We start from the raw sequence: 16,771 nt of genomic DNA, 5'->3' as shown, positions 1-16,771 counted from the left end.
ACCAGGACTTTCGCCCCTAAATCCCCTAAAGGGGACTTTGTGATCCGGATTTGACAGTCCCCTTTAGGGGATTTAGGGGCTTTTTAAATGCAAATAAATGTATCAGACGTAAGTTCTAAAAACAAGATAATAAAGAAGTGAGAATAGAAACCGGAAATTATTCACCCGTTTTCTGTCTCAGATCTCTTGTCTCACCTCTTTATTCTCTTGTCTCACTTCTTTGTTCTTTTGTCTTATTCCTAACGAGTAACCCTTACTTTTACGACCATGAAAACCCTGAAATGCCTGCTTGTTTTGTTGTTGGTAACCGGCAACCTGATGGCCACCGAGCCCGGTAAAAAAGATGAAAAACAGGCCGTCGAGCAAGCCGTTGAGAAACTCCGAAAAGGCATCATCGACGCGGATCAGGCAACGCTCGAATCCCTCGTCACTGACCAACTGACGTACGGACACTCGAACGGATTGCTGGAAGACAAAACCGCCTTTGTCAAGGCTCTGGTGAGCAAAGAGTCTGATTTTGTGACGATTGATCTGACCGATCAGAGCGTTTCCATCGTGGATAACACCGCCTGGGTGCGGCACAAACTGTCGGGAACGACCAACAACAAGGGGGTGGCCGGCACGGTCAAACTCTCGGTTTTGCTCGTTTGGGTCAAGCAGAAAGGCGACTGGAAATTGCTGGCCCGGCAGGCGGTTAAGATTTAAAACGGACCCACGGACTAATTGATTAAACAAAATAACCGCCGAAGTGGCTGTTTTTATTAGCCCACTGCTTTAGCTGTGGGAAGTTGAAACGAAACCGAATCATTCTGGAACCGTTTCAACGGTTTTATCGGCCAGAAAACCGTTGAAACGGTTCTGTTTAGTAGGTGGAACTTTTCGTTATACCCACGGCTAAAGCAGTGGGCTGATAAGCCAACTATGAATCCGGCGTTTTTTTCGTTTAAATCAATTAGTCCGTAAACCGCCCTTCACTTCTCCGAAAATTTTTGCTTCCTCAGCAGCCGGTTGACGGTTTCGGCCAGCCGGTCAATTTTTGTTTCCTCCGTTTTGGCCGAATCGATCCAGTCTACGTACGCTTTTTGCTCGGCTTTGGTGTAGCTTAAAAACGTTTGGTGGGCGGCTGGTTCGTCTTCCAGGCAGAGCAGCAGGTCCTTCTGCGTATCGACCGGAGCCTGAGCGGGATATAACACTACCTCCACCCAATCGCCCGCTTTCTTGCCGATCTGCTTCCTGATTTCGGCCTTCACCGCCAGAAACAGCTTGCCATTGCCCATCGGCATCAGGCTGTAGTTTTGGATCGCGTAACCGTCGATCGTTCCGTTCACCTTTACCCAGTTGAAATACGCTTTTTTGTCCGGTTTCACTTCGGGCAGTGCGGCATACGTCCAGCCCCCTTTCCCCTGAAATTTTTCCAGCAGATACGAGCCATTGACCAACGGTTTTTCCATAGCAGTAGGGCGGCCGATTCAACGCCATTGCCCAAAGATAGGCATAAAAAAGGCCCTCAATAGCCTGCGAAGGCAGAAAAAACCGCTTTTATCGACCGGTATTCAACGCCAGAAAGGCTTCTTCGGGTGAGGAGAGGAAGAGTTTGTAGAGCGTTGCGGTATTGCCGACATGGATTTCGTAGGTATCTGTTTCGAGGGCCGTCAGCAGATCCTGGGCTACGACCGTGGGCGAGATGCCGTTGATGCCGCCAATTTCCTGCGAGAAGTCGGTATTGACCAACGGCGGCATCAATTCAAATACTTTGATGGCCGTATCTTTCGCCAGCGTATACCGCATCGCCTGCGTATAGGCGTGCAAAGCCGCTTTGCTGGCCGAGTAGGTGGCTGTCGTGTGGCCGGGAACAAAGGCGACAATGGAGGAGACATTGACCAGCGCGGCCTCGCTTTGTTTTTTCAGGAGTGGCAGTAGCTTTTCCGTCAGACTGATGATGGAAAGGTAGTTGGTCGTCATTTCCTCACCGGCTTTGTCGCTCGCCTGAATGCCGTCTTCGGACAAAGAATAATAGAAAGCCCGCCCGGCGTTGTTGATGACCAGATTCAGGGTCGGGAAGTCTTTGTTCAAGCGTTCCACCAACTGATCGACATCCGCCGGATTGCTGACGTCGGAGACAATGGGCGTGGTGTTGTCCAGTTGCGCTGCCGCCTGTTTCAGTCGTTCGGCATTCCGGCCGGTGATGATGACCTGATTGCCATTCTGGGCGAATAGTTTGGCGATTTCAAAACCGATCCCGGCGCTGCCGCCCGTAATTAAAACCGTGTTGTTCTGCGTTTTCATGTTTGTAAAATAGACTGTAACTTGATTGGGTAAATGTTATATACCGATCGGTATATATAGACTCAAAAAAAATTAAGGTGTTGATTTTATTTCGATGTCGGCCACCATTTTCCGGGCGGTTTCCAGCACCGTATCCAAATAAAATGGATTCCGGGTCGTTCGGGCGATGAAAATACCGCCCTGAATGAGCGCAACCAGCGCAACAGCCACCTTTTCGGCGTCCGTATCCGCCTGAAACTCGTTTACCTGGATGCCCGCTCGGACGATGGACGCCAGTTCGGTCTGGGTTTCGATCAGTTCTTCCGCTACGCGTTGCCGCAGGGGCTCGTGCGTATCATCGGCTTCAACGCCCGCATTCAGCAGCGGACAACCGCCTTCCGGAAATTGCTGAATCTGTTCCTGACCGAACAGATCGATAAAGGCCAGCAGCTTCTCTTTCGGACGTTCAGCCCGGCTGAGTTTGGCCCGAACCAGCTTGTTCCGGCGGGCGGCATTGAAATTGAAAACCGCCAGGGCAACGTCTTCTTTGTTCTCGAAATTTCCGTAAATGCTGCCCTTCGTCAGCCGCGTGGCCTCCGTTAGATCCGATAGCGACGTGCCCGCATAGCCCTTCGTGTTGAAAATGCCTGCGGCAGTTTCAATGATGAATTGGCGGGTGGTTTCCGATCGCGGGGTAAATTTCATGTTGCAAATATACCGATCGGTATATGAAGTACAAGCTATTTCTTAATTTTTTTTCAGGAACCGCTCACCGGACTGGATGAGCGGTTCCTGATTCCAGGACGGATAGGAGATCAGGCGGTAATAACACGAGACAACCAGCTATTTAAACCCAAACAGCACCGGAAAAAGAAAGGTCACAACGATGGTCCACAGGGCGTAAACGGGCAGGTAGTAGGCCGTGGCTTTTCCAACGCTGGCTATGGTCGTCTTTTTGGAAAGGACCCTGAATAGTTGCGCCGTTACCAGCAGGAGGTGAATTAAAATCAAAACATTACTGCCCAGCACGGCGGTTCGGTTGGGCGTAATGCCCCATTCTGAAATCCGGAACAGGATAGCCGACAAGGCAATGCCATTCACCACGATCGTGATCGCCGACAGCAGAAAAAGAATCCAGATTTCCATCTGGCTTTTTGTGGTTTTCGATATTTCAGCCACGGAAAAAAAGATGATAGCCATAACGCCGACTAGTAGCGCATTGAAAAGCAGTAAAAACTCCCGGTCGTTGTAGGGATCTTTGCCGGAATAAACGATGGCCGCGAGATAAATAACCAGCATCACGACGACCAGCGGACTGAATATTTTGGCGATTACCGGTGAAACTTTACCGACTAATTGCGGATTGGTCTGGGTGAGATATGTGCCAACAATGGGGGCGGCAGAAAGCCCGAAAATGCCAAAGTAATCGAAATAAAGCTTTTCAATCTCAAAACCGATCAATTTGAACAGACCGATGGTTAAACCGGTCATGATGCCGCCGGCGATCAGGATGAGGGTGGTCATAACGATCAGGTCGCCGTTGTATCTCAGATAGTTAAGTCGTTTCTCATCGGCATTGCGCGTTTCACCAACAAAAGCAAAACCGAGTATCGACCACGAAAACAAGACGACGTGGATACACGCTAAATCCAGCGTGTCGCTTCTTTTAACGTCGGGCAGGAAATTGATAAAAACTATGCTTACCAGAAATGAGATTGCTATAAAAACAAGCTTACCGATGGATAATTGATTCTTCCAGGCAAAGTAGAATGCCAAAACCGGAAAAATGATAAAACCGATGTTTCGGGTATAGAAATATTCTTTATCGATGGATAAAAATACCGGTAATTTGGCGATGCTTCCGGCTACGAGAGAAGCGATAAGGACGACGATCAGATCTTTTCTCGAACCCCAGGAGATGTCTTCCTGCGCAAAATTGATTCGTTCATTCCAAAAAGTAAGCAGGGCATTGTCTTTCAAATCGGGATAAAGTGCTTTGAAGGCGCGTTTAAACGTTGGTTTGTCGGCTCTATACAAACGCTCAAGCTGTCCGGGGTTGTCGAGATTTGATAGAATTTCATCTTTCATGACGCAGTAATTTAAAGTGAATACGATTTGTTTCTCTGCTTGTAAAAAAGGTTGACCTGGCGTTTCCGGATAATACCCAATGGATGAGTGCATCCCAGCCGTATTCCGAACAGCGTCCAGGCTTTGTTTTATCAAAAGTACTTTGTGATTCAAAGTTAAAAACAAATTTATAAGATGCAATAGCAGCCCCGCTAAATAGTTACAGTTTTTATACCCGGCATTCTGAAACAGCCTGTGCGATTATTAAATACGCCAAAAGCCACTCCCGGGAGTGGCTTTTGGCGTATTTGTATTTTCAATTTCGAATTTATTTCTTCGGATTGGTCGACGACGCGCCACCGAGCGAAGCCGGGGTGGCGGTGCCTTCGGCCACGGCGGGATTGCCTTCCTTGTCGAGTTCAACAATTTCGTAGCCCAGCCGCTGCAAACCCGGTTTGACGGCCGATTTGTCGCCCACGACCGTGATGATCAGGTTGTTGACAGGCAGGCGTTTTTTAGCAATGGCGTCGATGTCTTTCTTGGTCATTTTTTGCAAAATCTGGCTCTGCTGCTCCACGAAGTTGCCCGGCAGATCGTAGTCGATGATCTGGTTCAGGAAAAGCGCCTTCTGGAACGAGGTCTCATACCGCAGGGCGTCCCGCTGGCCGACCGAACTTTTCAGGAAGGCCAGTTCGTCTTCCGTAATCCCGGTTTTGCCGTAGTTTGTCAGTTCCTTGACAAATTCGACCACTGAGCTATCCGTAGCGGCTGCTTTCACCCCGGCCTGAGCCGTGAAAGGACCGGGCGTTTTGGTGCTACCGAACGACGAACGCGCGCCGTAGGTCCAGCCCTTGTCTTCGCGCAGGTTCATGTTGATCCGGCTGTTGAACGCACCGCCGAGGATGTAGTTGGCCAGCCCGGCTTTGTAATACTCGCCCGTGGCATCGTAGGGTAAATCCGTCAAATACCCGATCCGGATTTCCGACTGAGCCGCTTTGTCCTTGTCAATCAGGTAAATACGGGTTTTGTCGATTTTTTTGGCAACGGGTGCTTTGGGTAAAGCGACTGGTTTGGCGGCCCACTTTTTCAGGAAGTCGAGCTTCGGCAGAATGGCGGTTTTTTCAACGTCGCCCACAATGACCAGGTTCGTGACGGAGGGCGAGAAATTCTGCTGGTAGAAGGCTTTCACGTCGTCCAGCGAAATGTTTTCAACGGTTTTAACCGTACCGCTGGTCGGAATCGCCCGGATGTTATCCGCGCCGTAGAGCAGTCGGCTGTAGGCTTTGTTGGCAATTACCACCGGCTGCGTGCTTTGGTTCGAGATCAGTTCGAGCTGCTGTTTTTTCAACCGGACAAAGTCTTCCGTGGCAAACTTGGGGCGGAACATTTTTTCTTCCACCAGCGCCAGCGTCGCGTCCAGGTTTTTGGTCAGCGACGAAACCGACACCTGAATTTCTTCCGTGCTGGCGTAAATCTGGATGCTGCTGCCCAGTTTTTCGAGTTTGGCGTTGATTTCTTCGTTGCTGAAATTCTGCGTCGCTTCGTTCATCAAAGCGGCCGTAAGCTGGGCAATCCCGGCTTTGGAAGGGTCTTTGGCCGACAGCGTGTGGCCGCCCTTTACCGAAAACAGCAGGGTAACCGTCGGAATTTCATCGTTTTTAGTCCCGATCATTTTTAAACCGTTCGGCAGTTTGTCGGACCAGAACGGCGGCACTTTCAGGGTTGGGCTGGCACCGGAAGCCGGTTTTTTGCTCCGGTCGAATGAATCCTTCGCTTTGACGTATTTCAGGCCATCGTAGCCGTAATCCGGGGCCTTGTAGCCTTCCGTCGCAATCGTATAGTTGTCGGGATGCGCCACAATCTCCTTTTTATCTTTGGGATAAACCGTCAGAATAACGGCGTTTTTGCCCTTGATATACTGGTTGTAAACCCGCATGATGTCGGCTTTCGTCAGCGCCTGATAGCGTTTCAGTTCCGTCGGCAGATAATTTGGTGAGCCGGTAAAGGTCTGAAAAGAAGCCAGTTGTGAAACTTTGCCGGAAACACTGGAGAGATAATCAATAATTTCGGCTTCGCGGGTTGCTTTAAACTGGGCAAGGTCGTCGTCGGTGACACCCCGGGCTTCAAATTCGGCCAGCGTGTTCCGGACGATCGTTTCGGTGCTGTCCAGCCGCATGGTTGGAAAAGGCAGCACCGTAAACGTAAATTCCCCGGCAAGTTCATTGGCCGGGTGGCCGACGTTGGCCTGAACCGCCTTTTCGGTTTTGACCAGGTTTTTGTAGAACAGCGAACTTTTGCCACCGCCCAGAATCTGGGCCAGCGCGTCCAGAGGGGCTTCGTCCGGGTGGAAACGCGCCACAGTCGGGTACGTAATCCGCAGCATCGGAAACCGGATGTTGTCTTCGTAAGACACGTAGCGGTCTTTGTCGACCACCACCGGCGGCACAATGGTTTTGGTCACTTCCGGTCCTTTCGGAATGCTGCCGAAATATTTCTCCGTCAATTGCACTACCTGTTTGGGGTCCACGTCGCCACCGATGGTCAAAACCGCATTGTTGGGGCCATACCAGCGCAGGAAGAAGTTCTTCAGGTCATTGACATTCACCCGGTTCAGGTCTTCGATATAGCCGATGGTGAGCCAGGAATACGGGTGGCCGTAGGGATACAGGTTCTTGGCGGTATACTCGTAGGACAAACCGTAGGGGCGGTTGTCGTAATTCTGACCGCGTTCGTTTTTCACGGTTGCCCGTTGAATTTCGAATTTTTTCTGGGTCACGGCGTCCAGCAGAAAGCCCATCCGGTCGGCTTCGAGCCAGAGCGCGCGCTCCAGTTGGTTGCTGGGTACGGTTTCAAAATAGTTGGTGCGGTCGCCGTTGGTGGTCCCGTTCAGGGTGCCGCCGGCTTCGGTCACGAGTTTGAAGTGTTCGTCATCGGCCACGTGATCGGAGCCCTGAAACATCATGTGCTCGAAAAAGTGGGCAAACCCCGACTTGCCGATCTCTTCCCGCGCCGATCCGACGTGGTAGGTGACATCAACGTGGACAATCGGATCGGAATGGTCTTCGTGAATGACCAGCGTCAACCCGTTGGGTAACACGTACTTCTGGTACGGAATAATCAGTTCACCTTCTTTGCGGGTGACGGTTTCCACGAGTTTCGTCTGTGACCAGGCCAGGTGGGTGAGCATCAGGCTGAGAAGCCCGATGCCGTAGCGTAATTTTCTCATTTGTATAGGCTGATGAAATCTATACAAATTAACTGGAATAAGCGCAGGATTGAAAGCGGTTTGCTTATTTGAGCGTACTCATTCCACCATCGACGCCCAGAATCTGGCCCGTGACCCAGCCGGACTCCTCCGACAGCAGAAACGTGACCATCCCGGCGATGTCGGCGGAGGTGCCGATGCGACCCAGCGGATGCCGTTTGCCAGCCGCTTCGAGCCGGTTGGGCGACACCAGTCCGGCGGCTTGTGCCAGGGGTGTATCGGTGAGGGAGGGCGCCACGGTGTTAAACCGGATGTTGTGCGGGGCATATTCGGCCGCCAGGGATTTTGTCAAGCCTTCCACCGCCGACTTCGATACGCTGACCGACGAATGCAGCCCGAAGCCGAGTTGGGCCGCTACCGTGCTGAACAACACTACACTGGCCGACTTGGACTGGAGGAGGGCGGGCATGACGGTTTTCAGGATGGCGATGGCTCCCAGCACGTTCAGCGTGAAATCCTGCTGAAAGTGATCGAGGGTTAACCGGCCAAACGGGGCCAGCCGGATGGAACCGGGCGCATACACCAGCCCGTGTAAGGTATCGGGTAAACCGCTCAGGTCGGACTCACCGGGTTGGGTGGCGTCCCACGTCAGGTGGGTGGATTGAATGCCTTCGGGTTGTCGCCGACCCGCCGTAAAAACCGTGGCCCCGGCCGTCTGAAGCCGTTGGGCGGTTGCCTGACCAATGCCGGACGATGCGCCGACAATCAGGATATTTTTTCCTTCGAATTTGTTCATGACTGGCCAACACAACGTTGAGCGTTGTGGTTAGAAAAAAGTTGAAAGAAAATGGGAGGAAAAGTGCCTGAAGCCGTAAAAACAAAATAAGCCCATTAGAAATCTAACGGGCTTATCCTACTAACCTATGATGAAATAGTATTCTACGGGGCAAAAGTATTGAGTTAGAATGAGCTAACTATACCGTGGTCTCCTGCCCTGTACGGTCTTCTAAAAAAATAGTTCAGGGGCTACATCGTTAGACCGGGCAGAATTTTCGCTTTATGAGTTCAGGAGAGCGCAGGAAGGTCTTTCTCCGGAAACTACACAGATTTGTTGAAAAATCACTATACATGGCCGTCATTTGGGGAGTAGTCTTGCACGCGCTCGGAGGGTTTGCTTCCGGCAGTTTCTATCTACCGTATAAAAAAGTACAGGGCTGGTCCTGGGAAAGTTACTGGCTCGTGGGCGGTATTTTTTCCTGGGTGTTTGCTCCGCTGATTTTCGGTCTGCTCACCGTTCCGAATCTGTTTGACGTGCTGGCCGCAGCCCCAACCGAAACCGTGTGGTGGTCGTATTTCTGGGGTGTTCTCTGGGGCTTCGGCGGTTTGACGTTCGGCCTGACGATGCGGTATCTGGGCTTGTCGCTCGGTATGGCCGTGGTGCTGGGACTCTGTGCGGTTTTCGGAACCGTCGTTCCGCCCATCTGGCAGGGGCAGTTCGGTACCTTGATGAGTACACTGTCCGGTCAGGTCATCATTCTGGGTTTGGCGGTCTGTGTGCTGGGCATTTCGATTTGCGGTATTGCCGGTATGATGAAGGAAAAGTCGATGACGGACGACCAGAAGAAGGCAACCATTGCCGAATTCGATCTCAGGAAGGGCGTTCTCGTGGCGGTTTTTTCGGGCATCATGAGTGCCTGTTTTTCGTTCGGGCTAACGGCCGGACAACCCATTGCCGATCTGGCAGTCAAGAACGGTGCCGACCCGCTCTACATGAACAATGCACCCCTCGTATTCATTCTGCTGGGTGGTTTGACCACCAACGCCATCTGGTGTATCTACCTCAATATCAAGAATAAAACGTATACCGATTACGGCAATGTGACGGCACCCGCCCTGCGGAACATCATTTTTTGCGCGATGGCCGGGGTGACATGGTACCTACAATTCTTCTTCTACGGCATGGGCGACAGCAAAATGGGCGAATACCGGTTTTCTGGCTGGACCCTGCACATGGCGTTCATCATTGCTTTCAGTAGCTTCTGGGGGCTGTATCTGCACGAGTGGCGCGGAGCCAACCGGCAAACCATGCGCACCATCACCCTCGGAATTGCCACCGTGGTCTTTTCGACGGTTGTGGTTGGCATCGGAAATTACCTGGCGGAATAGAACCGGATGAAGCCTCGGATTGTACCGTTCCTCCTGCTGATTCTGTGTTTAGTCAGGACGCACACCAGCGTTGGCCAACCGGGCCAGCGAAAGGCGTTGTTTGTCATTGTCGACGGCATTTCGGCGGATGTAATCGAGAAGATTGCCAAACCGAATCTGGACGCGATTGCCCGGGAAGGCGGGTATGTCCGGGCGTACGTCGGTGGTCAGAAAGGGACGTATTCGCAGACGCCGACGATTTCGGCGGTGGGCTACAACAGCCTGTTGACGGGAACGTGGGTCAACAAGCACAACGTCTGGGACAACGACATTAAAGACCCGAACTATCAGTACTGGACCATCTTCCGGTTTTTTGAATCGCAATATCCCCAGAAAAAAACCGCCGTTTTCTCGACCTGGCTCGACAACCGCACCAAACTGGTGGGCGAAGGGCTTCCGGCCACGGGCCACCTGCGTCTCGACTATTCGTTCGACGGTTTTGAGCTGGACACGCTCCATTTTCCGCACGACAAAGACAAGCAGTATATTCACCAGATCGACGAAAAAGTGGTGAACGAAGCTGCGGCTTACATCCGGCAGGAAAGCCCGGATCTGTCGTGGGTATACCTGGAATACACGGACGACATGGGCCATCGGTATGGCGACAGTGAGCGGTTCCATGAGGCCATCCGGATGATGGACGATCAGATGGGGCGGTTGTGGAAGGCCGTGCAGTACCGACAAAAAACGTTTGGCGAAGACTGGCAGGTGTTCATCACGACCGACCACGGCCGGAGCGCGGATACCGGCAAAAACCACGGCGGGCAGTCGGAGCGGGAGCGGAGTACGTGGATGGTGACGAACGCCAAAAACCTGAATCCTTATTTCCGCAAGGCTACCCCCGGCATTGTCGACATCATGCCGACGCTGGCCCGGCATCTGCAGGTTTCCATTCCGAAAGAACAAGCCATTGAAATTGACGGCATTCCACTGACCGGCCAACTGTCGCTGACCCAGCCGACGGCAAAAAAAGAAGCCGGAAAAATCGCCCTGAGCTGGCGAGCCGCCGACCCGGAAGGCACCGTCAAAATCTGGCTCACGACCACCAATCACTTCGAAGAAGGCCAGCGCGACCAGTATTGGCTGATGGACGAAGTGCCGGTGAAGGCCGAAAAAACCGTCATCGACGTCTCTAAATTGCCCACCGGTTTTTACAAGATCGTGCTGGAAGGGCGGTATAACAATGCCGTTCGCTGGATTGTGGAGTAAGTAATTTTTCGAAAAAGAAATAAACCTGCCTATCCCCTCACTGACGCTGTTTAGGGTTAAAAATCCGGTCCCGTTCTGAAAGTATACCCAACATTGTCGCAACCGGCGGGTTTACTTTTTAGAGTTCTTATTAACCTGACCGGGTTCGATGCGGTTTCTGCCAATCGATAACCGCCCCGGTTTTTAATCCTATTCACGCGATGACGTCCTTAGATTTTAACAAAGAAGCCCTGCTGGAACTGGCTGATCATGCTCATGAACACTCGATTTCGATTTTTATTCCGACCCACCGCCGGGGTAAAGAAGTGTTGGAAGGCCAGGATAGCATAGCGTTCAAAAACCACGTCCAGGCCATTCGGCTTGAACTTGAAGCGCAGGCGCTCCCGAGCAACGAGATTGATGCATTGATGATGCCGCTGGACGCGCTCCTGGATGATCCGCAATTCTGGCGGCACCGCTCCGAGGGCCTGGCAGTTTTCCGCAGCTCCGACCACTTTTTCACGTTTGACAGTCCGATACCCCTGGACGATTTCCATAAAATTGGTCCGCAGTTTTGGGTAAGACCCCTGCTGTCGTACGTGCAGCCTTCCCGGCAATACTTCCTGCTGCAACTGGGAAAAAACGGCGTTGTGCTCTATCAGGCGGATCAATACGCGATCTCCGTCGTTGAAACCGGGGAGGTAATGCCGTCCGGTATGGAAGAGGTAACGAAGTATTACGATTTTGAGCAGGAATTGCAGGGCCGTACAAAAGGGGCGGGCGGTATGACGGCAATGTATGCGAGTGACGATAACGACAACAAAGACAAAGACCATCTGCTGGCCGATTATTTCCGGCTCGTCGACGAGGCCGTTATGAAGCTCAACGGCACCCAGACGATTCCGTTGCTTCTGGCATCGGTTGCCTACTACCAGCCCATCTACCGGCAGGTCAATTCGTATCCGTACCTGCACGATGGCGGGCTAACGGGCAATTTTGATCACGTTCAGATTGATGAATTGCATCAGATGGCCAATGAACAGCTGGGTGATTACTTTGAGGGGCCGCGTCTGCAACGGATCAGACAATACCAGAACAACAGCGGGAGTGAGCTGGCCTCGCGCGATCTGCGCCAGATTCTGGAAGCCGCCGTGACGGGACGCATCGAAGCCCTGTTTGTGCGGCACGATGCCCATGCGTGGGGGCATTTTGACGAAGAAACCCTGACGGCAACCATCCACGAAAATGAAAATGACGGTGATACTTCTTTGATCGATCAGGCCGCCTTGTTGACGCTGCGCCACGGTGGCGAGGTGTATTTAATGGATGAGGTCAAACTACTCAACAACCGCAGTCCGGTGATGATCACGGCTCTCTACCGGTTTTAATTCAGTGCAAACCACTAACCAACCATCGACACATCATGGAATATTCTGTTGATAGCATTAAAATCGATTTGCAAACCGTCGGCTTCGACGAAACGCCCGAACTGATAAACCAGGTGGAGAGCGAGCTTCGCCGGGTGATGCGTTTCAGGAATGACATCGTAGCCGCCGATATCTACCTGCGCGAAGAAGGACGCAATCCCGAAAACAACAAAACGGTGCGCTGGCGGCTGGGCATTCCCGGCAATGATCTCTTTGCCGAAGGAACCGGCGCTAGCTGGGCCGCCGGTCTGCGGGACGCCAGTGACAAACTCCGCCGTCAGTTTGTGGACTGAACCACCGACGTAGGCGGTAATTGAATAAAAAGTCCGGGTTATTTGTCAAATTGACGAGAGGCCCGGATTTTTTTTGTGTTTGTCAGAATCGAACCGGTTTTTAATTAGACAGGTGTTGGCGGTTGGTCCCTGATATTTCGTAGAACCGTATTTTAACTCCTTCGGGTACAGGAATGGTGTTAATGGTCAAATAGGTAAGTGTTTATAGTTTGGAAATCGACCTGCAACCTTTAATGGTGTTGATTTCGCTACGCCAGAATATCCCGCACCACCTTCCCCGAAACATCCGTTAACCGATACCGGCGGCCGAGGTGTTTGAAAACCAGCTTCTCGTGATTGAGGCCCAACTGGTGCAACACCGTCGCCTGAAAATCGTGGACGTGAACGGGGTTCGCAATGGTGTTATAACCGAATTCGTCGGTTTCGCCGTACACCATGCCGGGTTTGATGCCGCCCCCGGCCATCCAGATCGTGAAGCTGCGCGGGTGGTGATCGCGGCCGTAATTTTCTTTAGTCAGCTTGCCCTGGCTAAAGCAGGTGCGACCAAACTCACCGCCCCAGATCACCAGCGTTTCGTCGAGCATTCCGCGTTGTTTGAGGTCGGTCACCAAAGCCGCCGACGCCTGATCGACGTCTTTGGTCTGGCCGGTAATCTCTACGGGCAAATTGACGTGCTGATCCCAACCCTGGTGATACAACTGCACAAACCGCACGCCGTTTTCGGACAACTTGCGGGCCAGCAGGCAGTTGGCGGCAAAGGTTCCGGGAATCAGACAGTCGGAGCCGTAGAGCTTGATGATGTCGTCCGGTTCTTTCGACAGGTCCGTAATTTCCGGCACGGCGGTTTGCATCCGGTACGCCATTTCGTACTGCTTGATTTTGGCATTGATCTCCGGATCATGCACTTCCTCATACGCCAACTGGTTCAATTCCGCCAGACGGTCAAGCATTTTCCGGCGCGACTGGCGGCTCATGCCTTCGGGGTCGCGCAGGTACAGGACCGGATCTTCGCCCTTGCTGAACTGCACCCCCTGGTGAATCGAATCCAGAAAACCGTTCGACCACAGTTTGGAATACACCCCCTGGCTGTTGCCTTTTCCCCGCGAAATCAATACCGTAAAATTGGGCAGGTTTTTGTTTTCATTGCCCAGCCCGTAGCTCAGCCACGAACCCATGCTCGGGCGGTTGCCCTGCTGGGCACCGGTCTGAAAAAACGTGATGGCCGGGTCGTGGTTGATGGCTTCGGTGTGCATGGATTTCACAATGCACAGATCATCCACAATTTTGGCCATGTGCGGCAACAGATCACTCACCCACGCCCGCGACTGCCCATACTGCTTGAAATCGACGAACGATCCGGCCAGGGGCAGGGACGCCTGGGTAGCCGTGAAACCGGTGAGTCGCTGACCTCCCCGCACCGACGGCGGGAGGTCTTTGCCAAACAACTCCCGTAACCTGGGTTTGTAGTCAAACGTCTCAAGTTGAGAAGGCGCGCCATTCTGGAACAAATAAATGACCCGCTTGGCTTTTGGCGCAAAATGCGGAATTCCGGGAATGAAATCAGGGTCGTCGGAATCACTGTTTTTGCTAAACAGATCCGGTATCAGCAGCGAACCCAGCGCAGCACTGCCCAGGCCCAAACTCAGTTTCGAGAAAAACCGACGCCGGTTGAAGGTCAGCAAATGGTCCAGCAGTTCTTTTTCCATGACGGTCAGGATTTAGTAATGGATTCTTCCAGGTTGTAAATCATCGATACCACGCGCATCAGGGCCGCCAGCCGCTTTCTGTCGATCTTTTCGGGAACCGGATATTCCCCGACGGCCAGCACGTTTTCAATTTCCGTCGTTTTCATCGTCTGCATTTCCTCCCCGAAATAGGTCACGAGTACGCCCAGTTCGGGCTGGGTCGGTTTTCGATTGACAATCAGCCGGAAGGCCTGGCCGATTTTGGTTTCCATCCCGGTGTTTTCCTGCAACAAGCGGGCCGCCAGCACCCGCGAGGCTTCCAGCACCGTGGGGTCGTTCATCATCACCAGGGCCTGCAATGGCGTATTGGTTTTGCTCCTTCCTACTTCGCACTGGTCGCGGTTGCTGGCATCGAAGATGGCCATTGAGGGGGGAGGAACGGTTCGCTTGATGAACGTGTACATGCCGCGCCGGTATAACGCCGGACCGTGATCCTGGTTGTAGGTCGACAACATGCCGTCGCCCCCGGCGGTGGCACTTTCCCACAGCCCGGACGGTTGATACGGTTTTACACTGGGGCCACCGATGGCCCGGTTCAGCAGACCGCTGCTCGCCAGCACCAGATCTTTCACCAGTTCGGCCGGTAGGTGGTAACGCGGTGCCCGGGCCAGCAACACGTTCTCCGGATCGGCCCGCAACTTTTCGGAGGAAACGACAATCGACTGGCGGTAGGTGGCCGACGTGACGATCTGCCTGACCAGCCGTTTGATGTTCCAGCCGTGCTGCATAAAGTCGACGGCCAGCCAGTCCAGCAGTTCCGGATGGGAGGGAAGTTCGCCCTGCATCCCGAAGTCACCGGCGGTTTTGACGATGCCCCGCCCGAAGAATTCCTGCCAGATGCGATTGACGTAGACGCGGGCCGTCAGCGGATTCTTTTCGTCAAACAGCCACTGCGAAAGTCCAAGGCGGTTTTTGGGATACTTTTTGTTGAAAGGCAGAATGGACGTGGGGGTGCCGGGCTTCACTTCGTCGCCGTAGGCATCGAAAACGCCCCGTTTCAGAATGTAAGTCTTGCGAAGCGTATCCAGATCGCCCATGACGGATACAATCAGGCGGCTGGTGTCCGGTTTATTGATGAACTTTAACAGGCTCTTTACGTCGTCGTTACTGATTTCCATCAGCGGTTTTTTGGCATACGACTCTGGTTTGCCGACGGCGGGGTCGATGGCCGTGTATTTGGAGCGCATTTCATCGACGTTGTTGAAAAAAGCGAAGAGCTGATAATATTCTTTCTGCGAGAAGGGGTCATATTTGTGGTCGTGGCAATGCGCACATTCCAGCGTGATCCCCAGTAGCCCTTTGCCGAAGGTGTCGTTGCGGTCGGTCACGTAGGTCACCCGGTATTCTTCTTCGTCGACGGCGCCTTCTTCGGTGATTTTATGGTTGCGGTTAAAACCGGTCGCCAGCAACTGCTCCTTGTTGGAGGAGCCGCCGGACGGCACCGGCAGCAGGTCGCCCGCCAGTTGCCAGGTGATAAACCGGTCGTAGGGCATGTTCTGGTTGAAGGCATGAATGACCCAATCCCGCCAGGGCCACTGCGTCCGGAAATTATCCATCTGATAGCCGTAGGAGTCGGCATACCGGGCCAGATCCAGCCAGTGCAGCGCCATTTTTTCGCCGTAGGCCGGACTTTTCAGCAACTGATCGACCGCTTTCTCGTAGGCCTTCGGGCTGTTGTCGGCCAGAAACCGATCCATCATCGACAAGGTGGGCGGTAATCCGGTCAGGTCCAGACTGACGCGCTTGAGCAGGCGCTCCTTGTCGGATTCTTCGTTGGGGGCCAGGCCTTTCTGCTCCTGTTTGTGGAGAATGAAATAATCGATTTCATTTCGCGGCCACGCCTTCTGATCGACAGGTGGCAGGGCGGTTTTTTGAGGAGCCAAGAAGGCCCAGTGTTTTTCGTACTTCGCACCCTGTTTGATCCACTTTTCAATCAGATTGATTTCGCGGGTGGAGAGTTTCAGGTTAGACGATGGTGGCGGCATCAGCAGGGAGGTATCCAGCGTGGTAATGCGCAGGAAAGCCTCCGACAGTTCGGGTTTTCCGGCCACCAGCGCGTGGGCCGTCGGGTTTTCAGCGAGGGCTTTGAAGGCGCTTTCGGCGACATCGAGCCGCAGCCCGGCTTCCCGCTTGTTGGCATCCGGGCCGTGGCAGGCCAGGCATTTATCCGACAGAATGGGCCGAATGTCAAAGTTGTAGCTGACGATTTCCGGTAGTTTCTCCTCCGCTGACCCGCTCGTCAAGCCCGTAGAGCAGGATTGGAAAGCACCTGCACTACCGGCCACCACGAACAGCAAATAAGAAAGCCTTTTCATTGTAACGTCTGGACTGACTAAAATTTGACTAAAAGTTAAAAGACCTGTTTTATAAACAAAC

The 16,771-nt window shown here is 52.9% G+C and carries 13 protein-coding genes; 5 read left to right on the top strand and 8 right to left on the bottom strand.

Annotated elements, in window-relative coordinates; all coding sequences use genetic code 11:
- Positions 1-267: 267 nt before the first annotated feature.
- Positions 268-705, top strand: coding sequence for a nuclear transport factor 2 family protein (locus tag ACO064_RS07430; RefSeq protein WP_114407392.1), 438 nt, complete (start codon positions 268-270; stop codon positions 703-705).
- Positions 706-971: 266 nt separating this feature from the next.
- Here the strand turns inward: ACO064_RS07430 and ACO064_RS07425 are convergent, their stop codons facing one another.
- The 6 genes from ACO064_RS07425 to ACO064_RS07400 all read right to left on the bottom strand — a co-directional run bounded on the left by ACO064_RS07425 (position 972) and on the right by ACO064_RS07400 (position 8,333).
- Entirely contained in the window at positions 972-1,451 is a 480-nt protein-coding gene (locus ACO064_RS07425) for a YdeI/OmpD-associated family protein (protein ID WP_421826758.1), read from the bottom strand.
- 88 nt (positions 1,452-1,539) lie between these two features.
- On the bottom strand, positions 1,540-2,286 hold the full coding sequence (locus ACO064_RS07420) for an SDR family oxidoreductase (protein WP_421826757.1): 747 nt from the start codon (positions 2,284-2,286) through the stop codon (positions 1,540-1,542).
- 72 nt (positions 2,287-2,358) lie between these two features.
- Positions 2,359-2,970, bottom strand: a complete 612-nt coding sequence (locus ACO064_RS07415; protein ID WP_421826756.1) for a TetR/AcrR family transcriptional regulator — start codon at positions 2,968-2,970, stop codon at positions 2,359-2,361.
- A 138-nt stretch (positions 2,971-3,108) separates the two neighbouring features.
- On the bottom strand, positions 3,109-4,353 hold the full coding sequence (locus ACO064_RS07410) for a hypothetical protein (RefSeq protein WP_421826755.1): 1,245 nt from the start codon (positions 4,351-4,353) through the stop codon (positions 3,109-3,111).
- A 307-nt stretch (positions 4,354-4,660) separates the two neighbouring features.
- Complete coding sequence (locus ACO064_RS07405; protein ID WP_421826754.1) at positions 4,661-7,558, bottom strand: M16 family metallopeptidase; 2,898 nt, start codon at positions 7,556-7,558, stop codon at positions 4,661-4,663.
- A gap of 64 nt (positions 7,559-7,622) precedes the next feature.
- Positions 7,623-8,333 carry an SDR family NAD(P)-dependent oxidoreductase gene (locus ACO064_RS07400; RefSeq protein WP_421826753.1) on the bottom strand — a complete coding sequence of 237 codons (711 nt, stop codon included), beginning with the start codon at positions 8,331-8,333 and terminating at the stop codon, positions 7,623-7,625.
- Between the two features lie 332 nt (positions 8,334-8,665).
- On the opposite strand from ACO064_RS07400, the gene rhaT reads away from it, so the two are divergent.
- The 4 genes from rhaT (at position 8,666) to ACO064_RS07380 (ending at position 12,650) form a co-directional block, all read left to right on the top strand.
- Positions 8,666-9,703: an L-rhamnose/proton symporter RhaT gene (gene rhaT / locus ACO064_RS07395; RefSeq protein ID WP_421826752.1), complete on the top strand. Its 1,038-nt coding sequence runs from the start codon at positions 8,666-8,668 to the stop codon at positions 9,701-9,703.
- A gap of 6 nt (positions 9,704-9,709) precedes the next feature.
- Positions 9,710-10,951 carry an alkaline phosphatase family protein gene (locus ACO064_RS07390; RefSeq protein ID WP_421826751.1) on the top strand — a complete coding sequence of 414 codons (1,242 nt, stop codon included), beginning with the start codon at positions 9,710-9,712 and terminating at the stop codon, positions 10,949-10,951.
- Positions 10,952-11,151: 200 nt separating this feature from the next.
- Positions 11,152-12,318 carry a hypothetical protein gene (locus ACO064_RS07385; protein ID WP_421826750.1) on the top strand — a complete coding sequence of 389 codons (1,167 nt, stop codon included), beginning with the start codon at positions 11,152-11,154 and terminating at the stop codon, positions 12,316-12,318.
- Positions 12,319-12,353: 35 nt separating this feature from the next.
- Entirely contained in the window at positions 12,354-12,650 is a 297-nt protein-coding gene (locus ACO064_RS07380) for an HPF/RaiA family ribosome-associated protein (protein WP_421826749.1), read from the top strand.
- Positions 12,651-12,898: 248 nt separating this feature from the next.
- Here ACO064_RS07380 and ACO064_RS07375 read toward each other — a convergent pair whose 3' ends face one another.
- Positions 12,899-14,356: a DUF1501 domain-containing protein gene (locus ACO064_RS07375; protein ID WP_421826748.1), complete on the bottom strand. Its 1,458-nt coding sequence runs from the start codon at positions 14,354-14,356 to the stop codon at positions 12,899-12,901.
- Positions 14,357-14,361: 5 nt separating this feature from the next.
- Complete coding sequence (locus ACO064_RS07370) at positions 14,362-16,710, bottom strand: PSD1 and planctomycete cytochrome C domain-containing protein (protein WP_421826747.1); 2,349 nt, start codon at positions 16,708-16,710, stop codon at positions 14,362-14,364.
- Between the last annotated feature and the right edge of the window lie 61 nt (positions 16,711-16,771).

The sequence above is a fragment of the Larkinella sp. genome (genome assembly GCF_965227735.1).
Lineage (GTDB): Bacteria > Bacteroidota > Bacteroidia > Cytophagales > Spirosomataceae > Larkinella.
Note: the sequence above shows the minus strand (reverse complement) of the source record. Positions and strands in the feature narration are given on the sequence as shown.